This is a genomic window from Mesorhizobium sp. WSM4809 (assembly GCF_055811655.1).
The window spans coordinates 24,498-39,417 of record NZ_JBVVQW010000019.1; the positions used below are offsets into that span (position 1 = coordinate 24,498).

The window sequence follows — 14,920 nt, forward strand, 5'->3', positions numbered from 1 at the left end:
GGCGATTTCAGCGCACCATTAATTTGAACTTGCTTGCACCATAGCGAGCCACGAACTGTTGCAAAGAGTTGGAGAAAATTCGTGAAGAATGCCTTCCCCGGCGGCCTAACCTTCGGCATATTCGTCCATCTCGACGAGGACGGCTGCGAGATTGCGCGGCAATACGCCGATCGCCTGAGTTTGGCAGAGGCGTGCGACGAGCTTGGCTTCTACGCATATCATCTGGCAGAGCACCACTGCACTCCGCACGGGATGGGGCCATCGCCGAATCTGTTCTTATCCAGCGTCGTCCAACGCACCCGGCACCTTCGCGTCGGCCCGATGGTAATGCTCCTTGCCCTTTATCATCCGCTGCGTGCCTTCGAGGAGATCTGCATGCTCGATCAATTGAGTGGTGGCAGGGTCGAACTGGGTATAGGGCGCGGCTCTCTCCCGGTCGAACTGGGTTACTTCGGGATTGCTGCGGAGGCGGCGCCAGGTCACTATGCGGAAGCCAGCGAAATCCTCATCAAGGCGATGAAGGGCGACACGCTGTCCTATCGTGGCCGCCATTTTGAGTTGAATGACGTCCCTTTGACGCTGAGATCGCATCAGCGCCCCCATCCACCGACATGGATCGCCACCAATAGACCGGAGTCCGCCACCTGGGCCGCTGTCAGTGGCGCCAACATCGCGTGCTTGGGGCCGGCCTCTTCGGTTCGCAGAATTACGGATGCATTCCGAGCCTGCCTGGAGCGCAGTGCCGACGCGGACGAGCGACATCCATTTCTTGGGATGCTCCGAATGGTCGTGATCGCGCGATCGGAAACGGATGCACATGCGCTCGCGGCACCCGCTTACGAACGATGGCTCAAGAGCTTCAGGTTCCTCTACGACCTTAATGCGCTCCAGACGCCCCCCAAATCTGCCGCTGAGCTTGGATGCAGCAATCGAGAGCGAGTTGTGCGTGGTGGGGACGGCATCTTCCGCGCGACAAGCTCTTCTTGATCAGCTCGAAGAGGCCGGTGCTAATTATCTACTTTGCCAACTTGCATTTCGGAATCTGTCCTTAGACGCTTCGCTATACACCGCCAGGGCGATCCAATCTGAAATCATGGCTCAAGTTACCTGACGGAAATGCGCGTTCGCGTTCGGAGTCGAATTTCTCGGCGCACCGGTCCCGCGCATGATGCCGACATAGTGCTTGGTGTGTGGGAGGGCGGGCACGCTTGTGGAGGCCGTGGACAGTTGGAGCGACCGGCCCGCCGATTAAGAAATCGCCCCGATTGGAACCGCTGGAAAGCGAATTCCTGCTGCGATCGGGTGAGTTCCTGGGTGTCTTTCCGCACGTCGATTCTAACGACCGCGACCAGATATGCATCGATCTTATCAGCGAAGAGGCCTTGAAGACCTCAGCAATCGAAGGCGAGTACCTCAACCGCGAGAGTCTCGCGATCAGAAACTCCACTACAGGTGAACAGCTATGGGAATTTGCATCTCCAAATCCTCCGGATCGACTCGACATGCCACAGACACGGAAGAGTCGCCGCGAGAATCAACGGCGTCGGGGATTGAGGGCAGCATATCAGCGCTGAGAGTCTCCCTGGGAACGCCTGCCGACAGGTTGCGACGGGGCGGAGATGCTCCTCTGGAGCCACATCAGATCCAGCAGGCCGCCTACCATATGGGAGCATGTGTCGTCGGTGACGACGTCACGAGCCCGACAAGACTCGCGACAGCGGGGCAAACAGTTCACGACGTTCGCCTGCTGCTCAAGCATGGCCGGGGAAACGTTAAGGTGGACGACATTCCCTCTCACGGCCACAACGGCATCGGATCGTCGGTTGCAATGATGGGAGCAGACCACAACATTAAGGTTGCCGTGGCCGTAGTCATGGGAGCCGCGTGCTGCAATCAGACCGCTCCCCTTTCCGCTATCGTCCACGCCCCACACATGGCGGCCGACGAGCGGAGTATTACCTCTAGTGCTTCCGTGTCAATGAAGGAGATAACCGACGAAGGTGATGAGATCCCAGTTAAGACGGGCCACATTTGGAACGAACTGCGGCGCGGAAGCCGCGACCCGAGGTCGACCGTTGTCATGGATGCCTGGGCCAACGGTCCCGCTGTTCGGTTGAAAGACAGCGCATGGAGCGGAGTGCCGGCCAGGGAAGGTCATTGGTCGATGGACAAAAGCACCGCCGAATTCCTGAAAAACCGTGTTGAGGGGTTGATTCCGTTCGTGCACCCGGACACAAATGAACAAACTGCCAACGATTTGCGCCGGAAGCAAAACGCACCCGTGTCGTGGGAGAAATATGCAGAAGTACAGGTGATCTCACCCGAGTTCGCCGATAGTGTACGCAACGCATTGTCCCGTATTCCTGAAGACCAACAAAGGGAAATCGCCTCACTGATGATTCAGGAAGCCTACGGAATGGATCCTTCCTTGTGCACGCACCAAGACGCAGTGGAATCAGTTCTGGTGGCCGCCAACCAACTGGACTCGCTGCCCCGGCCTCCTGTCGAGCCGCCGGAATTGGCGGCGTATCACCAGTTCGACGCAAATCAAGAGGCCCAAGCTCACGCAGTTCCTGGCATGCAAGATATCTTGCCGCACATGACTCCGCCGCAGCATGCAGCAGAGGAACGGAATGCGAATCTGGACGGCCACATAGCAGATCTTGAGGCTGAAGTCCGTGCGACAGGTACGCAAATCTCCTATGAACAGCTGCGGCGGGGTGGTCTAGTCGGACAGGCCATAAACCGCGACTTCAGTCACGCCCGAGACGACCTGATGGCTGCCTCGAGAAGCAGAGATCGCTCCGGCCGTTGAGGTCTCGGCCATGGTAAGCAGCATATTCGATCTTTTCGTGACACACGAGATCGGTCACGAGCTGAGAGCGATGTCGTAATGGCTGGATGAACATCGTGATCTGCTCGGATTGGTGAGCCGAGACCTGGGTCGAGACGACGTCAAGGCCACCCGGATGGCAAGGTCTGCCCGCCGAAGCCGTCTTGCGTTGCGCGTTGCTCAAGCAGTACCGCCAGCTGAGCTACCAGGAGCTGGCGTTCCATTTCGAGGACTCCGCGTCGTTCGAGCCTTTGCCCGTCTGCCGCGGTCATGGAGCTCGCAGAAGTCGGTGCTACAAAAGACGATCAGCGCGATCCGGTCCGAAACCTGGGAAGCGATCAATCGCGTGCTGATGACCAATGGGCCGGCGGGCAAAGCCGGAAGACGGCGCTGTCGTGCGGCTGGACAGCACTGTGACTTCAGCACTCATGCACGAACCGAGCGACAGAAGCCTGCTGTGGGACGCAGTCCGGGTCATGATGCGCCTGTTGAAGCACGCTCATACCTTGATCGGCAGCGCAGGTTTGGCATGGCGCGATCATTGCCGCGCGGCTAAGAAGCGTGCCCGCAAGATCCAGTTCACACGTGGTCGACCCAACCGCGTCGAACTCTACCGTGAGCTGATCGGGATCACCCGCGCCACACTGGCCTATCCGCAGCAGGCAGCGGCGCGGGTTGGCGGTGGCGACCACTCCGTTCGTCGAACTTTGGCAAGCTCAGGTTTGCCACTATCGGCCGCTGATCGAACGCATCATCACACAGAGCGAAAGGCGAGTGTTGGGCGGCGAACCGCGGGCGTCCTGTTGTAGTTGTGCCTGGATCGGTGATGGCCAATCATTCTTCACGATTGCTGCGTGTCACTCGAGATGTTTCCCGTCGGCTGGACCACATGCGGAGGGACGAGCGCGCGGGCTAGACGATCAGATACGGCTCGCAAGGAGCATCAGGTACGAGAGGCGGCTTGTCCGTTCGGATCGGCTCCCTCTTCGGGAATATCGTCAAATGACGAGTAGTTCAGATTATAGAGTTTGGAATAGAGCCCGCCCATAGCCATCAGTTTTTCATGGTTGCCGGTCTCAATAACCCGGCCGTTCTGAAGCACGATGATACGATCGGCACCTCGGATTGTGGCGAGACGGTGAGCGATGACAAGCGCAGTCCGGCCTTCAAGGAGCTTTCTGAGGGCCTTCTGGATCAGCATTTCCGTGTAGCTGTCGATGCTGGCGGTGGCCTCGTCAAGAACGAGGATCTTGGCGTCGGCGACGAGAGCGCGGGCGAAACTGACAAGCTGGCGCTGGCCGAGAGAAAGATTGCCGCCGCGTTCGACGAGTTGAGTTTCATACCTGTCGGGAAGGCTCATGATGAAAGCGTGGGCTCCGACCACCTTGGCGGCCTCGATCACTTTGTCCCGCGTGGCTTCCGTCTTGTGGTAGCGGATGTTCTCGAAGATCGTGCCGGTGAACAGAAACGGCTCCTGCAGCACCATGGCGATCTGGTTGCCTAGCGATTCCTGTGTGAGATCGCGCACATCATGTCCACCGACCATCACTTGGCCTTGCTGAGCATCATAGAAGCGGTGAACGAGGGCCATCGCGCTCGATTTGCCAGAGCCGGTCGGCCCGACTAATGCGACCGTCTCGCCGGGATTGACCCGGAAGGAGACGTTTTTCAGCACCGGATGGTTGGGCTCGTAGCCGAACGTGACGTTCCTGAACTCGACCGAGCAGTCAATTTCCGGCGAAAGGACCCACGCATCCCGTTTGTCCTGGACTTCCACCTTGACGTCGAGCACATCGATCAGGCGCTTGCCGGAGGCCATTGCGCGCTGCATGACTGAATACTGCAGGGTAAGGGATCGAATTGGATCAAAGAAGCGTTGAATATAGAATATGTAGGCCACCAATACGCCTACACCGATGCGGCCATTCATAATCATGGAGCCGCCGACCACAATGACGACGGCCATGGCGAGACCGGTGAGGCCATCGACGATCGGGACCATGACCTGTGCATACCTGGCAGCAGTCAGGTGAGTCCGGAGGTCGGCATGTGCCTTATCGTCATACAATACGAAGTTTACGCACTGGCGGCCCATGGACTGGACGGTGCGCACGCCCTGAATCGCTTCGGCCAATGCGCCGTTGACGACTGAATTGGTCTCTTGCGCAGCCATGAAGGCCTCGCGAGCACGCGGCAGCCACACGATGCGAATAATTAACAGGGCCGGTAAGACCGAGAGCGTCAGAAAGCCGAGGCTGAAGTTGACCGACAGCATTACAAAAATGATGCCGAGGAGAAGCGCAATGTCGCCCACGGAGTAGATCGAGTTTTCGAGAAATTCGTGGATAGAGTTGACGTCGCCCTGAAGGCGAGACATCAGGCGTCCTACCTCGGTCTTGTCCATGAAGGAGAGCGATACCTTCTGCAGATGGGCAAACATGGCGCGGCGAATGTCGAAAAGGACGCTCTCGGCCATTTTCCCTACCACGGTTTCCTGCGCGTAAGCGGCCCCGAAATTAACCAGAATGGCAAGCGCAAACGCGACGGCGGCCTTAAGCAGGGCGGAGGCATCAGCGCCCGCGGGAGTTATGGCGTGGTCGATGGCGTAGCGGATGATCAGCGGGATAAGAAGCTGCGTGCCAGTGAAAATCAACAATGTGGCAAGCGAGACGACCGCCATGGCTCGGTAGGGATGAACGAAGGCCCATATGCGGCGAATGATGTTCTTGTCAAAAGCTCGGCCAAAGATCTCCTCCTCGATGCGATGGGACCCGACGACCGCGCGCGGAGGACGTCTACCGCTATCATTCGGTTCGACTTCGAGTTCGTTGGCGTGCCGCTTGGGCATCAGGGCGCGCCTCCAAACGTGGTCGCAATGTCATCTCCAGGGCGCAACTGAAGATCATAAAGGGCCTTATAGCGTCCTCGCTTGGCCAAAAGCTCTTGATGGGTGCCGCGTTCCACGATCTCGCCGTTGTCGACAAACAGGATCCGGTCGGCGTGCTTGAGGGAACTCAGCCGGTGCGCGATGATGATCGTCACCCTATCTTTGGCGAAACGCCCTATCGCCGCGCTGATGCGCTGCTCTGTGGCGGCGTCGATCGCGGCCGTTGAGTCGTCGAAAACGACGATTGATGGGCGCAACATCATCGTGCGAGCTATAGTGAGACGCTGACGCTGACCACCAGAGAGAGATCCACCACGTTCGCCGACGACCGTCTTGTAGCCCGCGGGCAGGCCAAGGATGTAATTGTGCAACTGGGCGGATTCGCTAGCGCGTTCAATCCGCTGTTCCTTCGCCCAGGGGTCGCCATAAGCGATGTTGTTCTCGATCGTGGTGGTGAACAGGTATGCATCCTGCTGTACGACGGCGACCGCCTTGCGAAGCGTAGCCAGGGTCACCCTGCGGATGTCCTGCCCGTCAAGCATGATGGTGCCGCCAGTCACGTCATAAAAGCGAGGAATTAAGTGAGCGATTGTCGATTTTCCCGAACCCGGCGGACCCACGATCGCGATCGTCTCGCCCCTATGGGCGCTAAACGTGATGTTCTTCAGAATAACGCGGTTTCCGGCGCCGGGATATGCAAACGAGACATTGTCGAAGCGCAGGGTGCCTTCGCCGATCTCGAGCTGTCTTGCACCGGAAGCATCCCTGATCGTGATGTCCTGGTCGAGCAGACCGAATACACGCGAACCGCAAGTGTAAGCGCGGGCGAAGCCGTTCACCATCAGCCCGATCTGGCGGACGGGCATTTGCAGTATGGTCATGAACGTCAGGAACATCGTCAGCGTTCCAACGCTGATCTGGCCGGCGATGACCTTGTTGCAACCGATCCAAAGAACCAACCCCATGGCGAAAAAGAAGGCGAGGGTCATTGCCGAGGTATTGGTCACATAAACGTTAACCTGCTTGTGGGCGAGTTTGAGCGCATTTTTCGAGGCGCGGTCGAACTTTACCATTTCATAGGCTTGTGCCGAAAACGCCCGGACAACGCGGATGCCCGCGAGGTTTTCCTCCATAACGCGGCCTAAGACGGAAAGCCGCTCCTGCAGCTCGAGCCAGATAGCGCGTAGCTTAAGCTGTGTGACCGACGACCGCCAGGCCACGAAAGGCATGAAGCTCAGCGCGATGAGACCGAGCACCGGGTCGGTAGAAATCATCGTGCCCGCGCCGATCCCGATCAGCATGATGAGCATAAGCAACCGAACCAGAGCGGTGGAAAAATACATCCGCACGCCGTCGAGATCGAGGATGCCGAGGGTGATCAGGTCGGCTGAATGCACCCGGTCGTGAAAGGAAAAGCTCAGGCGCTGGACCTTCTCATAACAAGCCAGTCGCAGTTCGTACGCGGCGTGGTGCCCGACGGCTTCGGAAAAATAGTTTTGCGCCATCGTGAAGAGGCCGCGCAGCAAACTCGCTGCGAGCAGCAGGAGAGCCAGAGTCCAGAGCGTTTGTTCTACAGCCTTCCCCGTGAGATCACTCCCGATTGCCACCTGGGTCTGGTCGACAGCCCAGCCGAGAAGCCACGGAATTAGCAACTGCAGGATCACGGCTATGATGGTCGAACCGAAAGCTAGCGCGACCTGCCACGGGTGCCTCAAATTGATGCGCGTAATGCGCAGTAGTATGTTCAAGCCCCCGCCCCACGCGGCCGCTTTCACATGCGCGGAAGATTTGAGAAGGGTCGCGCCAACAGCATCACTGCCCACAGAATGTCCCCGACTGAATTTTGTGCCTTCGGAAGCGAGCCGGTCGACTCACACCAAAGATTTCCTCCAAGGTGATCCTGGCCACCATCGGCTCAAGACGCGGATCCGGCGAGTTGCGCCACGGCTTCGCTCGCTGGCATGTCGATCACAGTGATTCCGCTTGCCGCAAGGAAACGGGCCTCGTTTCTGGTCAGCGTTTCACCATCCATGATCGCGTAACGGGGGCCTTCCGAGCGCTTCATGATCTGCCTGGCGTAGATGCGCAGCATCTGATCATTGAAGCGGCAGCCGACGAAGAAAAACCCTCGGTGGACGCGTCGTTCCTTGACCACGTCAGGAATGGGCGTCTGGATATCGATTTCAGTCAGGGCTTCGACATAATCAGAGTCGGCGATGAGGAAATTCCCGGCCGGCCTGATACTGCCGTGAGGCGCATAGAGAACCGTCTCTGTCGCTGCTCCGGCCTCGAGCTCCTTTCCGAACAAATCGTAGGTTCTGGTCCAGATGTCGCGAATTTCGTTTGCCCGCGTGACGCCTTGTATCTCGGCAACGTCGGTTCGCCCGGTCTCAGCCAGCGCCGCCCTCATGGCGCCTTCGTACCAGCTGTCGATGATGAGGGAGAGCGGGAGCTTTGCGAGCCATGTGTGCAGGAGCGTCGGCGCCGTCGGCCCGGCGAATATATCTGTCATCCAGGCTTGAAGTGTGCGGCGATGCCGGCGCTGCTCGATGAATTGCGCGACTGACCACATGTTGGTGCGGATCTTCGAGGGGGCTGGCGCCCGCGTGTTGAGCGCGGCGGCGACGGCCTCCGGGGTACACGGTACAGCCGACTCCGCTGAGCTTAGCCGCAGCAGACCCGGACCGAGATATGGGATCACCTGATCCGAGACGAGCGCTTGTCTGGCCAGCTCAAGCAGCTTTCGGGCGAAACTGTCCCGCACGACGACGAGGTGGCCCGAAGTCGGGATCGTGTTCATGCTCTTTTCCTCTTGACGCCTCTCATTGAAGGGGCAGCATCAGTCCTCGCCGGGCAGCTTCCTTGCCTCGACGGTGATTGGCAGGCGCGTATGTGGCGGAAGATCGGGTAGGAGGAGCCGCCACCCGTTCCTGAGCGTTACGACCCCGCCCCAGAGGTCTTGGTTCTCGAACTTGATGATCGGCTCTTCGAGATCCTTTTTGGGGACATACGCCGACAATCCCGAATCGGTCCTGCGGATCATTACTTTCATCCGGCCGTTCCTTGTTTGGCGTTTTCTTCGGGTTTGTCCAGGCTCATCAATTCACGCGCTCGCATGCCCACGACCGTCCCACGGTCGATCCATTCGACCGCGTAGATGAAGAACTGCTGGAGAAAAGTGCCAATGTCGCGCACATAACCCTCTTCACCCTTGCGCACGAGATTTTCGCCGATCTCCCTGCCAGGATAGGTGCCGTCATTCCTAACGTGACGAGTGGCACGGACCCGCTCTCCCGGCTGAAATTGGGGAGGTCTGCGGATTTCCACCTCCTGTTCGCGTCCGAGCCACATGGCGAATCCTTGGTTCTTTAGGGCTACTGTCATTGATGAGGCGCGCAGGCATTCCCGGGGGCAGCCACTTGTGTGGGTAACCAGTGGACTCAGGCAGGAACGCAGGTCTTCGGCACAGGACACACCGAAGCACATTGCTGCGTTTCGAAAGCTCCCTCGCATTCGGTGCACTTCTGCAGCTCGACCACGTAGCTCTCGCCTTTGAACTTGATAGCGCCCGACGGGCATTCGAATTCGCAAGCGCCGCATTGTGTGCATTGGGATGCGATGATCTTGAAAGCCATTTTGACTCCTGATTCGAGTAAATGAGATGGGTTCAGGCCGTCGCCGCGCGTGCCTGGACGCCGAACTCGGCGGCGTAAACCGCGCCGATTGCCGTTTCGATGTAGTCATGGCCGTAAGCGTCGGTTGCTCGGATGCCGGCGGCCGCGAGCTGATCCTTGGGGCGGTCCCCGATTTTGACGCAAAGCACGACGTCCACGCCTTCCAGCGCAGCGATGACCCCGTCGAGAGTGGCCTTCTCGCCCCAACCCCCGAGGCAATACTGCTCAACCTTGCGATGCCCGACAAAGTTGATCCCCCGCGTTGAGGCTTCATACATCTGGAATTCCTTCGCATGGCCGAAGTGTTCGTTGACGCGACCGCCGCCCTTCGTCGCCACCCCGATGAGAAGGGAGTTCCCGGAACTCGATGTCTTCATCACTCCGATCGCTTCGCTCCTGGCCGCCAAGTGATCGCGGCGCTCGTCCGCGACCAACCGCCGGTAGGCTTCACGTTTGCTGGCATCGTAGGTGAGCTCACCGGGGATGTGGTCGAGCGTGAATTCCTGGCCACGATCCTCACCCAGCAGGCCGACGGCATCGGCCCGGCACTGCCGGCAGTGGCGCATCAATTTGGCGCCGCCTTCAAGACGATCCTGAAGAGCCTTCAGCTCCATTGCATTGGGGCCACGCTGTCCGGTCAACCCGTAGTGGGTACCGTGCGCCGGGTCCGAGATCAGAGGCATGACGTTATGGAGGAACGCGCCGCGCTGCTTGACCCACTTGTTCACCTCAATCAGGTGCTGGTCATTCACTCCAGGGATCATCACCGAATTGATTTTGGTGAGGATGCCGCGTGCGCTGAGCATCTCCAACCCCAGCATCTGCCGCTCGTGCAGGATTCTGGCGCCTTCGACGCCGCAATAGCGGCGGTGACCGTAAAAGATCCAGGGATAGATTTTTGCACCGATTTCCGGATCGACCATGTTGATTGTGATCGTCACGTGATCGACATTCATGTCGGCAAGCTGGTCGACATGGTCCGGCAGCGCGAGCCCGTTCGTGGAGACGCAAAGCCTGAGGTCGGGGATTTCCCTGACGACGCGTTCGAACGTGGCCTTCGTCTTCTCCCAATCGTAGCAGGCATCACCCGGTCCGGCGATGCCAAGCACCGAAAGCTGCGGCACTTCATTGGCGACCGCGATCACCTTGCGTACTGCCTGATCGGGCGTCAGCCTTTCCGAGACAACCCCGGGCCGGCTTTCGTTGGCGCAGTCATATTTGCGATTGCAGTAGTTGCACTGGACATTGCAGGCCGGGGCGACGGCGACGTGCATGCGCGCGAAATAGTGGTGCGCCTCTTCTGAAAAGCACGGGTGGTCCTTGATCTTGTCCCAGATGGTCGGATCCACATCGTCCGGCCCTGTCGACGCTCCGCAGGAGGAAGATGTGCAACCACCCGACTGGGCACTCACCAGCAACCGGTCGGAGACCCTCGCGCCGGTCAGGCTCTCAACTGAAATCGCCGGTGCGGCCATTGAGCGGCTCCATTACGGGTTAACGTCGCCGTTCGAAGCGCAAGAGCAATGCCAACTCAAAACGTGGCGCTAGCTCACGAATTGGGTTTCCGCGTCTGAGATCATGGAGTTGCTCCGACATAGCTTTGTCGGACTTCTAACAGGGGCACGCTTAGAAGGAGGGGAAGACGACTGTGGCCGGACAATCAGTTCAAGAAAGACAACATGCTCGTCGGAAGACCGGTCGGAGTTGCGCCGAGGGCGATCACGCGCGCCGACCGCTCAGCCGGCTCTCGGCCACGCGCATTCGTCCGTGGTGAAGTTGCCACTGCTCGACTGAGTCTGCAGGGTTCCGGTCCAGGAGGGTGGGGCTCTCCTTTCTGCGATCGGCAAGACGACGGAAAGGGCAGGTGATAAAGGGGGCGTGACCGCATCACACGCTCGCGCTACTTTGGCCTGGGCTCCGACACAGTTCGCGTAGCTGGCGCAGTGTTCTCGTTCTCCACCGTCATGAGGATGCTAAAATTTCTTCACCTCGATACCGTGTCGGCGCAAAGCGTACCCGACCTGTCGCGGCGTGACGCCGAGGACACGAGCGGCCTTGGCCTGAACCCAGCCGACCTTCTCCATCGCATCGATCAGCCGGTCGCGTTCCGTCAGGCGCGGGCCTATTGCGGGGAGAGCGGGATCCTCCTTTGCAGGGTCGGCAGTATGGGGTCGCACGTTGTCCTGCGGGGCGCCGAAACGCCCGCCCGGCATCGGCAATCCGGCGGGCATCATATTGCTTCGAAAGCGCTGGTTGCCGGTATTGCCGCTGTGCGAGTGATCAGCTCTTTTCCAAAGGAGCCAGGACAGGCATTGGTTATTGTTGCAGGCAAAATCCGATGGAGCGATTGTCCTTGAACGCGCTAGCGTAGCCGTCCTTTGTATGCAGTTCTCCAATTCGCGGACGTTACCGGGGAAGTAGCATTGCGAGATAAACTCGAGCGCCGGCGGCGCGAAGGCGAGTTCGAGATGGTTCTCCTTGTTGAATCGCTCGAGGAAGGCGTTCGCAAGCCGAGGAATATCCCCCGGTCGCTCTCTGAGCGGAGGCAGGATGATTGGCACCACATTGATGCGGTAATAAAGGTCGGCCCTGAAATCCCCGTTTACGACAGCCGATTCGAGATCCCTGTTGGTGGCGCATATAAGTCGCACGTCGACCTGCAGCGTCTTGCTACCACCGACACGCTCCAGTTCGCCTTCCTGCAAGACGCGTAACAGCTTGGCTTGGAAGGCAGGCGAAATCTCGCCGATTTCGTCGAGGAGCAGCGTTCCCCCATTTGCCAGCTCAAAACGGCCGGCGCGCTGGGAAATTGCCCCTGTGAAGGCACCTTTTTCATGTCCGAATAGCTCCGACTCCAGAACGCTTTCGGACAGTGCGGCGCAGTTCAACTTGACGAAAGACTTCGCTCGCCGGCGCGAGAGCCTGTGTATGGCTTGCGCGAAAAACTCCTTGCCGGTGCCGCTCTCGCCCCTCAGAAGCACGGTGGAATTCGTCCTTGCTACAATGGAGACTGTTTCGAGCACCTGCTTGAGTGCGGGGCTTTCCCCGATGATCCCATCAATTCTGACAGGCGCACGCGGGACCGCGTCGGTCCGGGCCTCATCGGACGAAGTCTCCGCTCCCCAGAGCTCATCGACGCGCCGCTCACGATCGTTGGTCAAGCCGCGATGGAGGCGAACGGTGCGGCCGACGAGGTCGGCCACCATCGTCAGGAAGCAGATGTCCTCATCGTAGCGGGACCCGCAGGCGTTGTCTCTTACGATCGACAACGTCCCAAGGATCCTGTCCTCGGCCTTAACCGGGACGCCGATAAAGGCCATCGGGAGAAAATTGACGCCAGGACGTGTCTGAAGGTCGCTCTGAAAAAACTCGGACGTGCTGAGGTCCGCGATGACGAGCCGCGTGCCGGTAGCGACAATTTGATTTATTGCGGCCTTTGGTATGACGGGACGCGTGCCTGATGGGGCGCCGCTGCCAGCACTCGCGGCGATCTCCGGCTCACCTTCTGACTCAAGGACAAAGATGGCTCCATGACGCATTGGCACAAATGACGGGAGTGTGTTCACGACGTCGGTGAGCGTAACCTCCAGCCGGGTGGGAGCCATCAGCGCCTTCGAGAGCTCGTAGAGTCCCCTGAGCCAGTCATCTGCTTCGAACATCCCCTCACTGGCGGGTTTGCGGAAGGTGTCTCGACGTCCTGCTTCGTTGACCCGATCCGGGGATATGTGAGCCATGGAAAGACCTCAGCGGTTGTGGTCAGGGGTGCTCCTCCCAAGCACCTTTTCATCAGTTCAGGACGTTTCACCCCTCCGCACTTGGGGCGCGATGGTGCCGACAAGATTGCGCTTCGTCGAATTTCGGGGTGCACAGCTGCACACCCACTGAAACGGGTGCCAAGGCCGATCATCCGAACTTGAAGAGGACGCCGAAGCCACCACGCGGATAGTTCCATTCGATCTCGCCGCTGGCCTCGCACAAAACGCGGCAGGTGCCGCACTCCATGCAGCCATCGGCGGTTATTTCAACCTGACCTTTGTCGTTCAGCTCATAGCATTTCGCGGGACAGACGTGGGTCAGCGCGAGCAGACTTGCGCTCGGTTGCTCGTGCGGTCGCACCTTTATATGCGGACGGCCGGGGTCCACCAAATAACGGTTCTGGTAAAGCTTGTCTTCGACACGTGATTTCGTCACCGGGTTCGCCATGTCGTCAGTGCCCTCACCGCCACGCCAACGCCAAGCGAACCGCGTCGCTGATCAGCCCGCAGCGCGAGCGCGCCTTGATGAAGGCGGCCGTCGTCGCCTTTTCCTTCTCGATCTTTGGCGTGCCGTCGACACGCATGAAATTCTGCGCGGCTTGCGACATCAACCAAGGGTAGGTCGTGAAGAAATTGGAGGCGTTTGTGTGCAGTAAAGCGGGCATGTCTTTGTATTTCCGCAGGTCTTTGATCACGAAGGATTTGTCCAGTATTGCCTTGTATAGGGCCAGGTTTCGCTTGGTCATAGGATCGTTGCGTCTCTTGACCTGGATGATAGCCTCCGCCGCCATGCGGCCCGAGGTCATGGCAAGATTAGAGCCCTCGCGGTGAACGGCGTTGTTCAATTGCGCGGCATCGCCGACAACCACCCAACCGTCGCCAAAGAGCTGCGGAATTGCTTTGTAGCCACCTTCGGGAATGAGATGCGCGGCATATTCTTTCACCTCCGAACCGGCAATCAGCGGCCGGACCGAAGGATGGTTTTTGAATGCGTCGAGAAGGGCGTACGGGCTCTCCATCTTGGCGGCGAAATCCGAGACGAGGCAGCCGATGCCCAGTGAGATCGATTCCTTGTTGGTGTAGAGGAACCCGAGCCCGGCCATGCCGCGGGAGATCGTGCCGACTGCTTCAATCACACAGCCTTCACCCCCTTTCACGCCGAACCGCTGCTCAATGACCTCTTCGGGCAGGAAATGCATTTCCTTGACTGCGAGCGCAACGGATTGCGGCTTCAGCATCTTGCGCAGGCCGCCCCGTGTGCCAAGCAGTCCGCAGACACCCTCTGCAAGAACAACCACGTCCGCGTAGATCACTCCGCCAGCCCGATCCGTGCGGACGCCGATCACCTTGCCCTTGGTATCGCGGACGAGGTCCGTCACCGTGGTCTCGCACAAAACGGTCGCACCGGCCTCCCGCACCCTGCGCGAAAACCATTTATCGAACTGGGCACGGATGATCGTATAGCGATTGGGCTTTACCTCGTTGAAGTCGTCGGACCGATAGTGAATTCCGGTGTGGGAGGTGTCGTCCATAACCCATAACCGCTGTTCAACCAGATGCCGCTCGAGAGGTGCATCATCGCGGAAATCCGGAATGATCTTCTCCAACATGTTCGCATACATGATGGCACCCTGGACATTCTTAGAACCCGGATATTCACCTCGCTCCAACTGGAGCACATTCAAGCCATCGCTTGCCAAAGTGTAGGCAGCTGCGTTCCCGGCCATTCCGGCGCCGATGACAATGGCGTCGAACTCTTCCTTGATCATCT

11 protein-coding genes and 3 pseudogenes are annotated in these 14,920 nt (G+C 59.0%); 4 read left to right on the forward strand and 10 right to left on the reverse strand.

Annotated elements, in window-relative coordinates:
- Positions 1-81 precede the first annotated feature (81 nt).
- The 4 genes and pseudogenes from AC0L24_RS29260 to AC0L24_RS29275 form a co-directional block, all read left to right on the forward strand.
- Positions 82-1,111 (forward strand): annotated as a pseudogene (locus AC0L24_RS29260) (LLM class flavin-dependent oxidoreductase).
- Positions 1,112-1,208: 97 nt separating this feature from the next.
- Positions 1,209-1,430, forward strand: a pseudogene (locus AC0L24_RS29265) (DUF4172 domain-containing protein); the annotation flags it as partial.
- A gap of 347 nt (positions 1,431-1,777) precedes the next feature.
- Positions 1,778-2,815, forward strand: a complete 1,038-nt coding sequence (locus tag AC0L24_RS29270) for a type III secretion protein (RefSeq protein WP_473564596.1) — start codon at positions 1,778-1,780, stop codon at positions 2,813-2,815.
- Positions 2,816-2,825: 10 nt separating this feature from the next.
- Positions 2,826-3,622 (forward strand): annotated as a pseudogene (locus AC0L24_RS29275) (ISNCY family transposase); the annotation flags it as partial.
- A 154-nt stretch (positions 3,623-3,776) separates the two neighbouring features.
- Here the strand turns inward: AC0L24_RS29275 and AC0L24_RS29280 are convergent.
- From AC0L24_RS29280 to AC0L24_RS29325, 10 genes are all read right to left on the reverse strand, one after another.
- Positions 3,777-5,681, reverse strand: coding sequence for an ABC transporter ATP-binding protein (locus AC0L24_RS29280; protein WP_473564597.1), 1,905 nt, complete (start codon positions 5,679-5,681; stop codon positions 3,777-3,779).
- Positions 5,681-7,543 carry an ABC transporter ATP-binding protein gene (locus AC0L24_RS29285; RefSeq protein ID WP_473564598.1) on the reverse strand — a complete coding sequence of 621 codons (1,863 nt, stop codon included), beginning with the start codon at positions 7,541-7,543 and terminating at the stop codon, positions 5,681-5,683. Before AC0L24_RS29285 ends, AC0L24_RS29280 begins: the two co-directional genes overlap by 1 nt.
- Before the next feature lie 92 nt (positions 7,544-7,635).
- The gene (locus AC0L24_RS29290) at positions 7,636-8,520 is read right to left on the reverse strand and encodes an SIR2 family NAD-dependent protein deacylase (RefSeq protein WP_473564599.1); all 885 of its coding nucleotides are present in this window, start codon (positions 8,518-8,520) and stop codon (positions 7,636-7,638) included.
- A 39-nt stretch (positions 8,521-8,559) separates the two neighbouring features.
- Positions 8,560-8,772, reverse strand: coding sequence for a putative nitrogen fixation protein NifT (gene nifT / locus AC0L24_RS29295; RefSeq protein ID WP_027162785.1), 213 nt, complete (start codon positions 8,770-8,772; stop codon positions 8,560-8,562).
- Positions 8,769-9,071 carry a nitrogen fixation protein NifZ gene (locus AC0L24_RS29300; RefSeq protein WP_473564600.1) on the reverse strand — a complete coding sequence of 101 codons (303 nt, stop codon included), beginning with the start codon at positions 9,069-9,071 and terminating at the stop codon, positions 8,769-8,771. The genes nifT and AC0L24_RS29300 overlap by 4 nt, the downstream gene beginning before the upstream one ends.
- An 89-nt stretch (positions 9,072-9,160) precedes the next feature.
- Positions 9,161-9,355, reverse strand: coding sequence for a 4Fe-4S dicluster domain-containing protein (locus AC0L24_RS29305; protein WP_027162783.1), 195 nt, complete (start codon positions 9,353-9,355; stop codon positions 9,161-9,163).
- A gap of 32 nt (positions 9,356-9,387) precedes the next feature.
- A complete protein-coding gene (gene nifB / locus AC0L24_RS29310; protein WP_473564601.1) occupies positions 9,388-10,869 on the reverse strand; it encodes a nitrogenase cofactor biosynthesis protein NifB in 1,482 nt (493 codons plus the stop codon).
- 498 nt (positions 10,870-11,367) lie between these two features.
- Positions 11,368-13,128, reverse strand: a complete 1,761-nt coding sequence (nifA, locus tag AC0L24_RS29315) for a nif-specific transcriptional activator NifA (RefSeq protein ID WP_473564603.1) — start codon at positions 13,126-13,128, stop codon at positions 11,368-11,370.
- Between the two features lie 169 nt (positions 13,129-13,297).
- Complete coding sequence (locus AC0L24_RS29320) at positions 13,298-13,597, reverse strand: ferredoxin family protein (protein ID WP_473564604.1); 300 nt, start codon at positions 13,595-13,597, stop codon at positions 13,298-13,300.
- Positions 13,598-13,610: 13 nt separating this feature from the next.
- Complete coding sequence (locus AC0L24_RS29325) at positions 13,611-14,918, reverse strand: FAD-binding protein (protein ID WP_473564650.1); 1,308 nt, start codon at positions 14,916-14,918, stop codon at positions 13,611-13,613.
- Positions 14,919-14,920 lie beyond the last annotated feature (2 nt).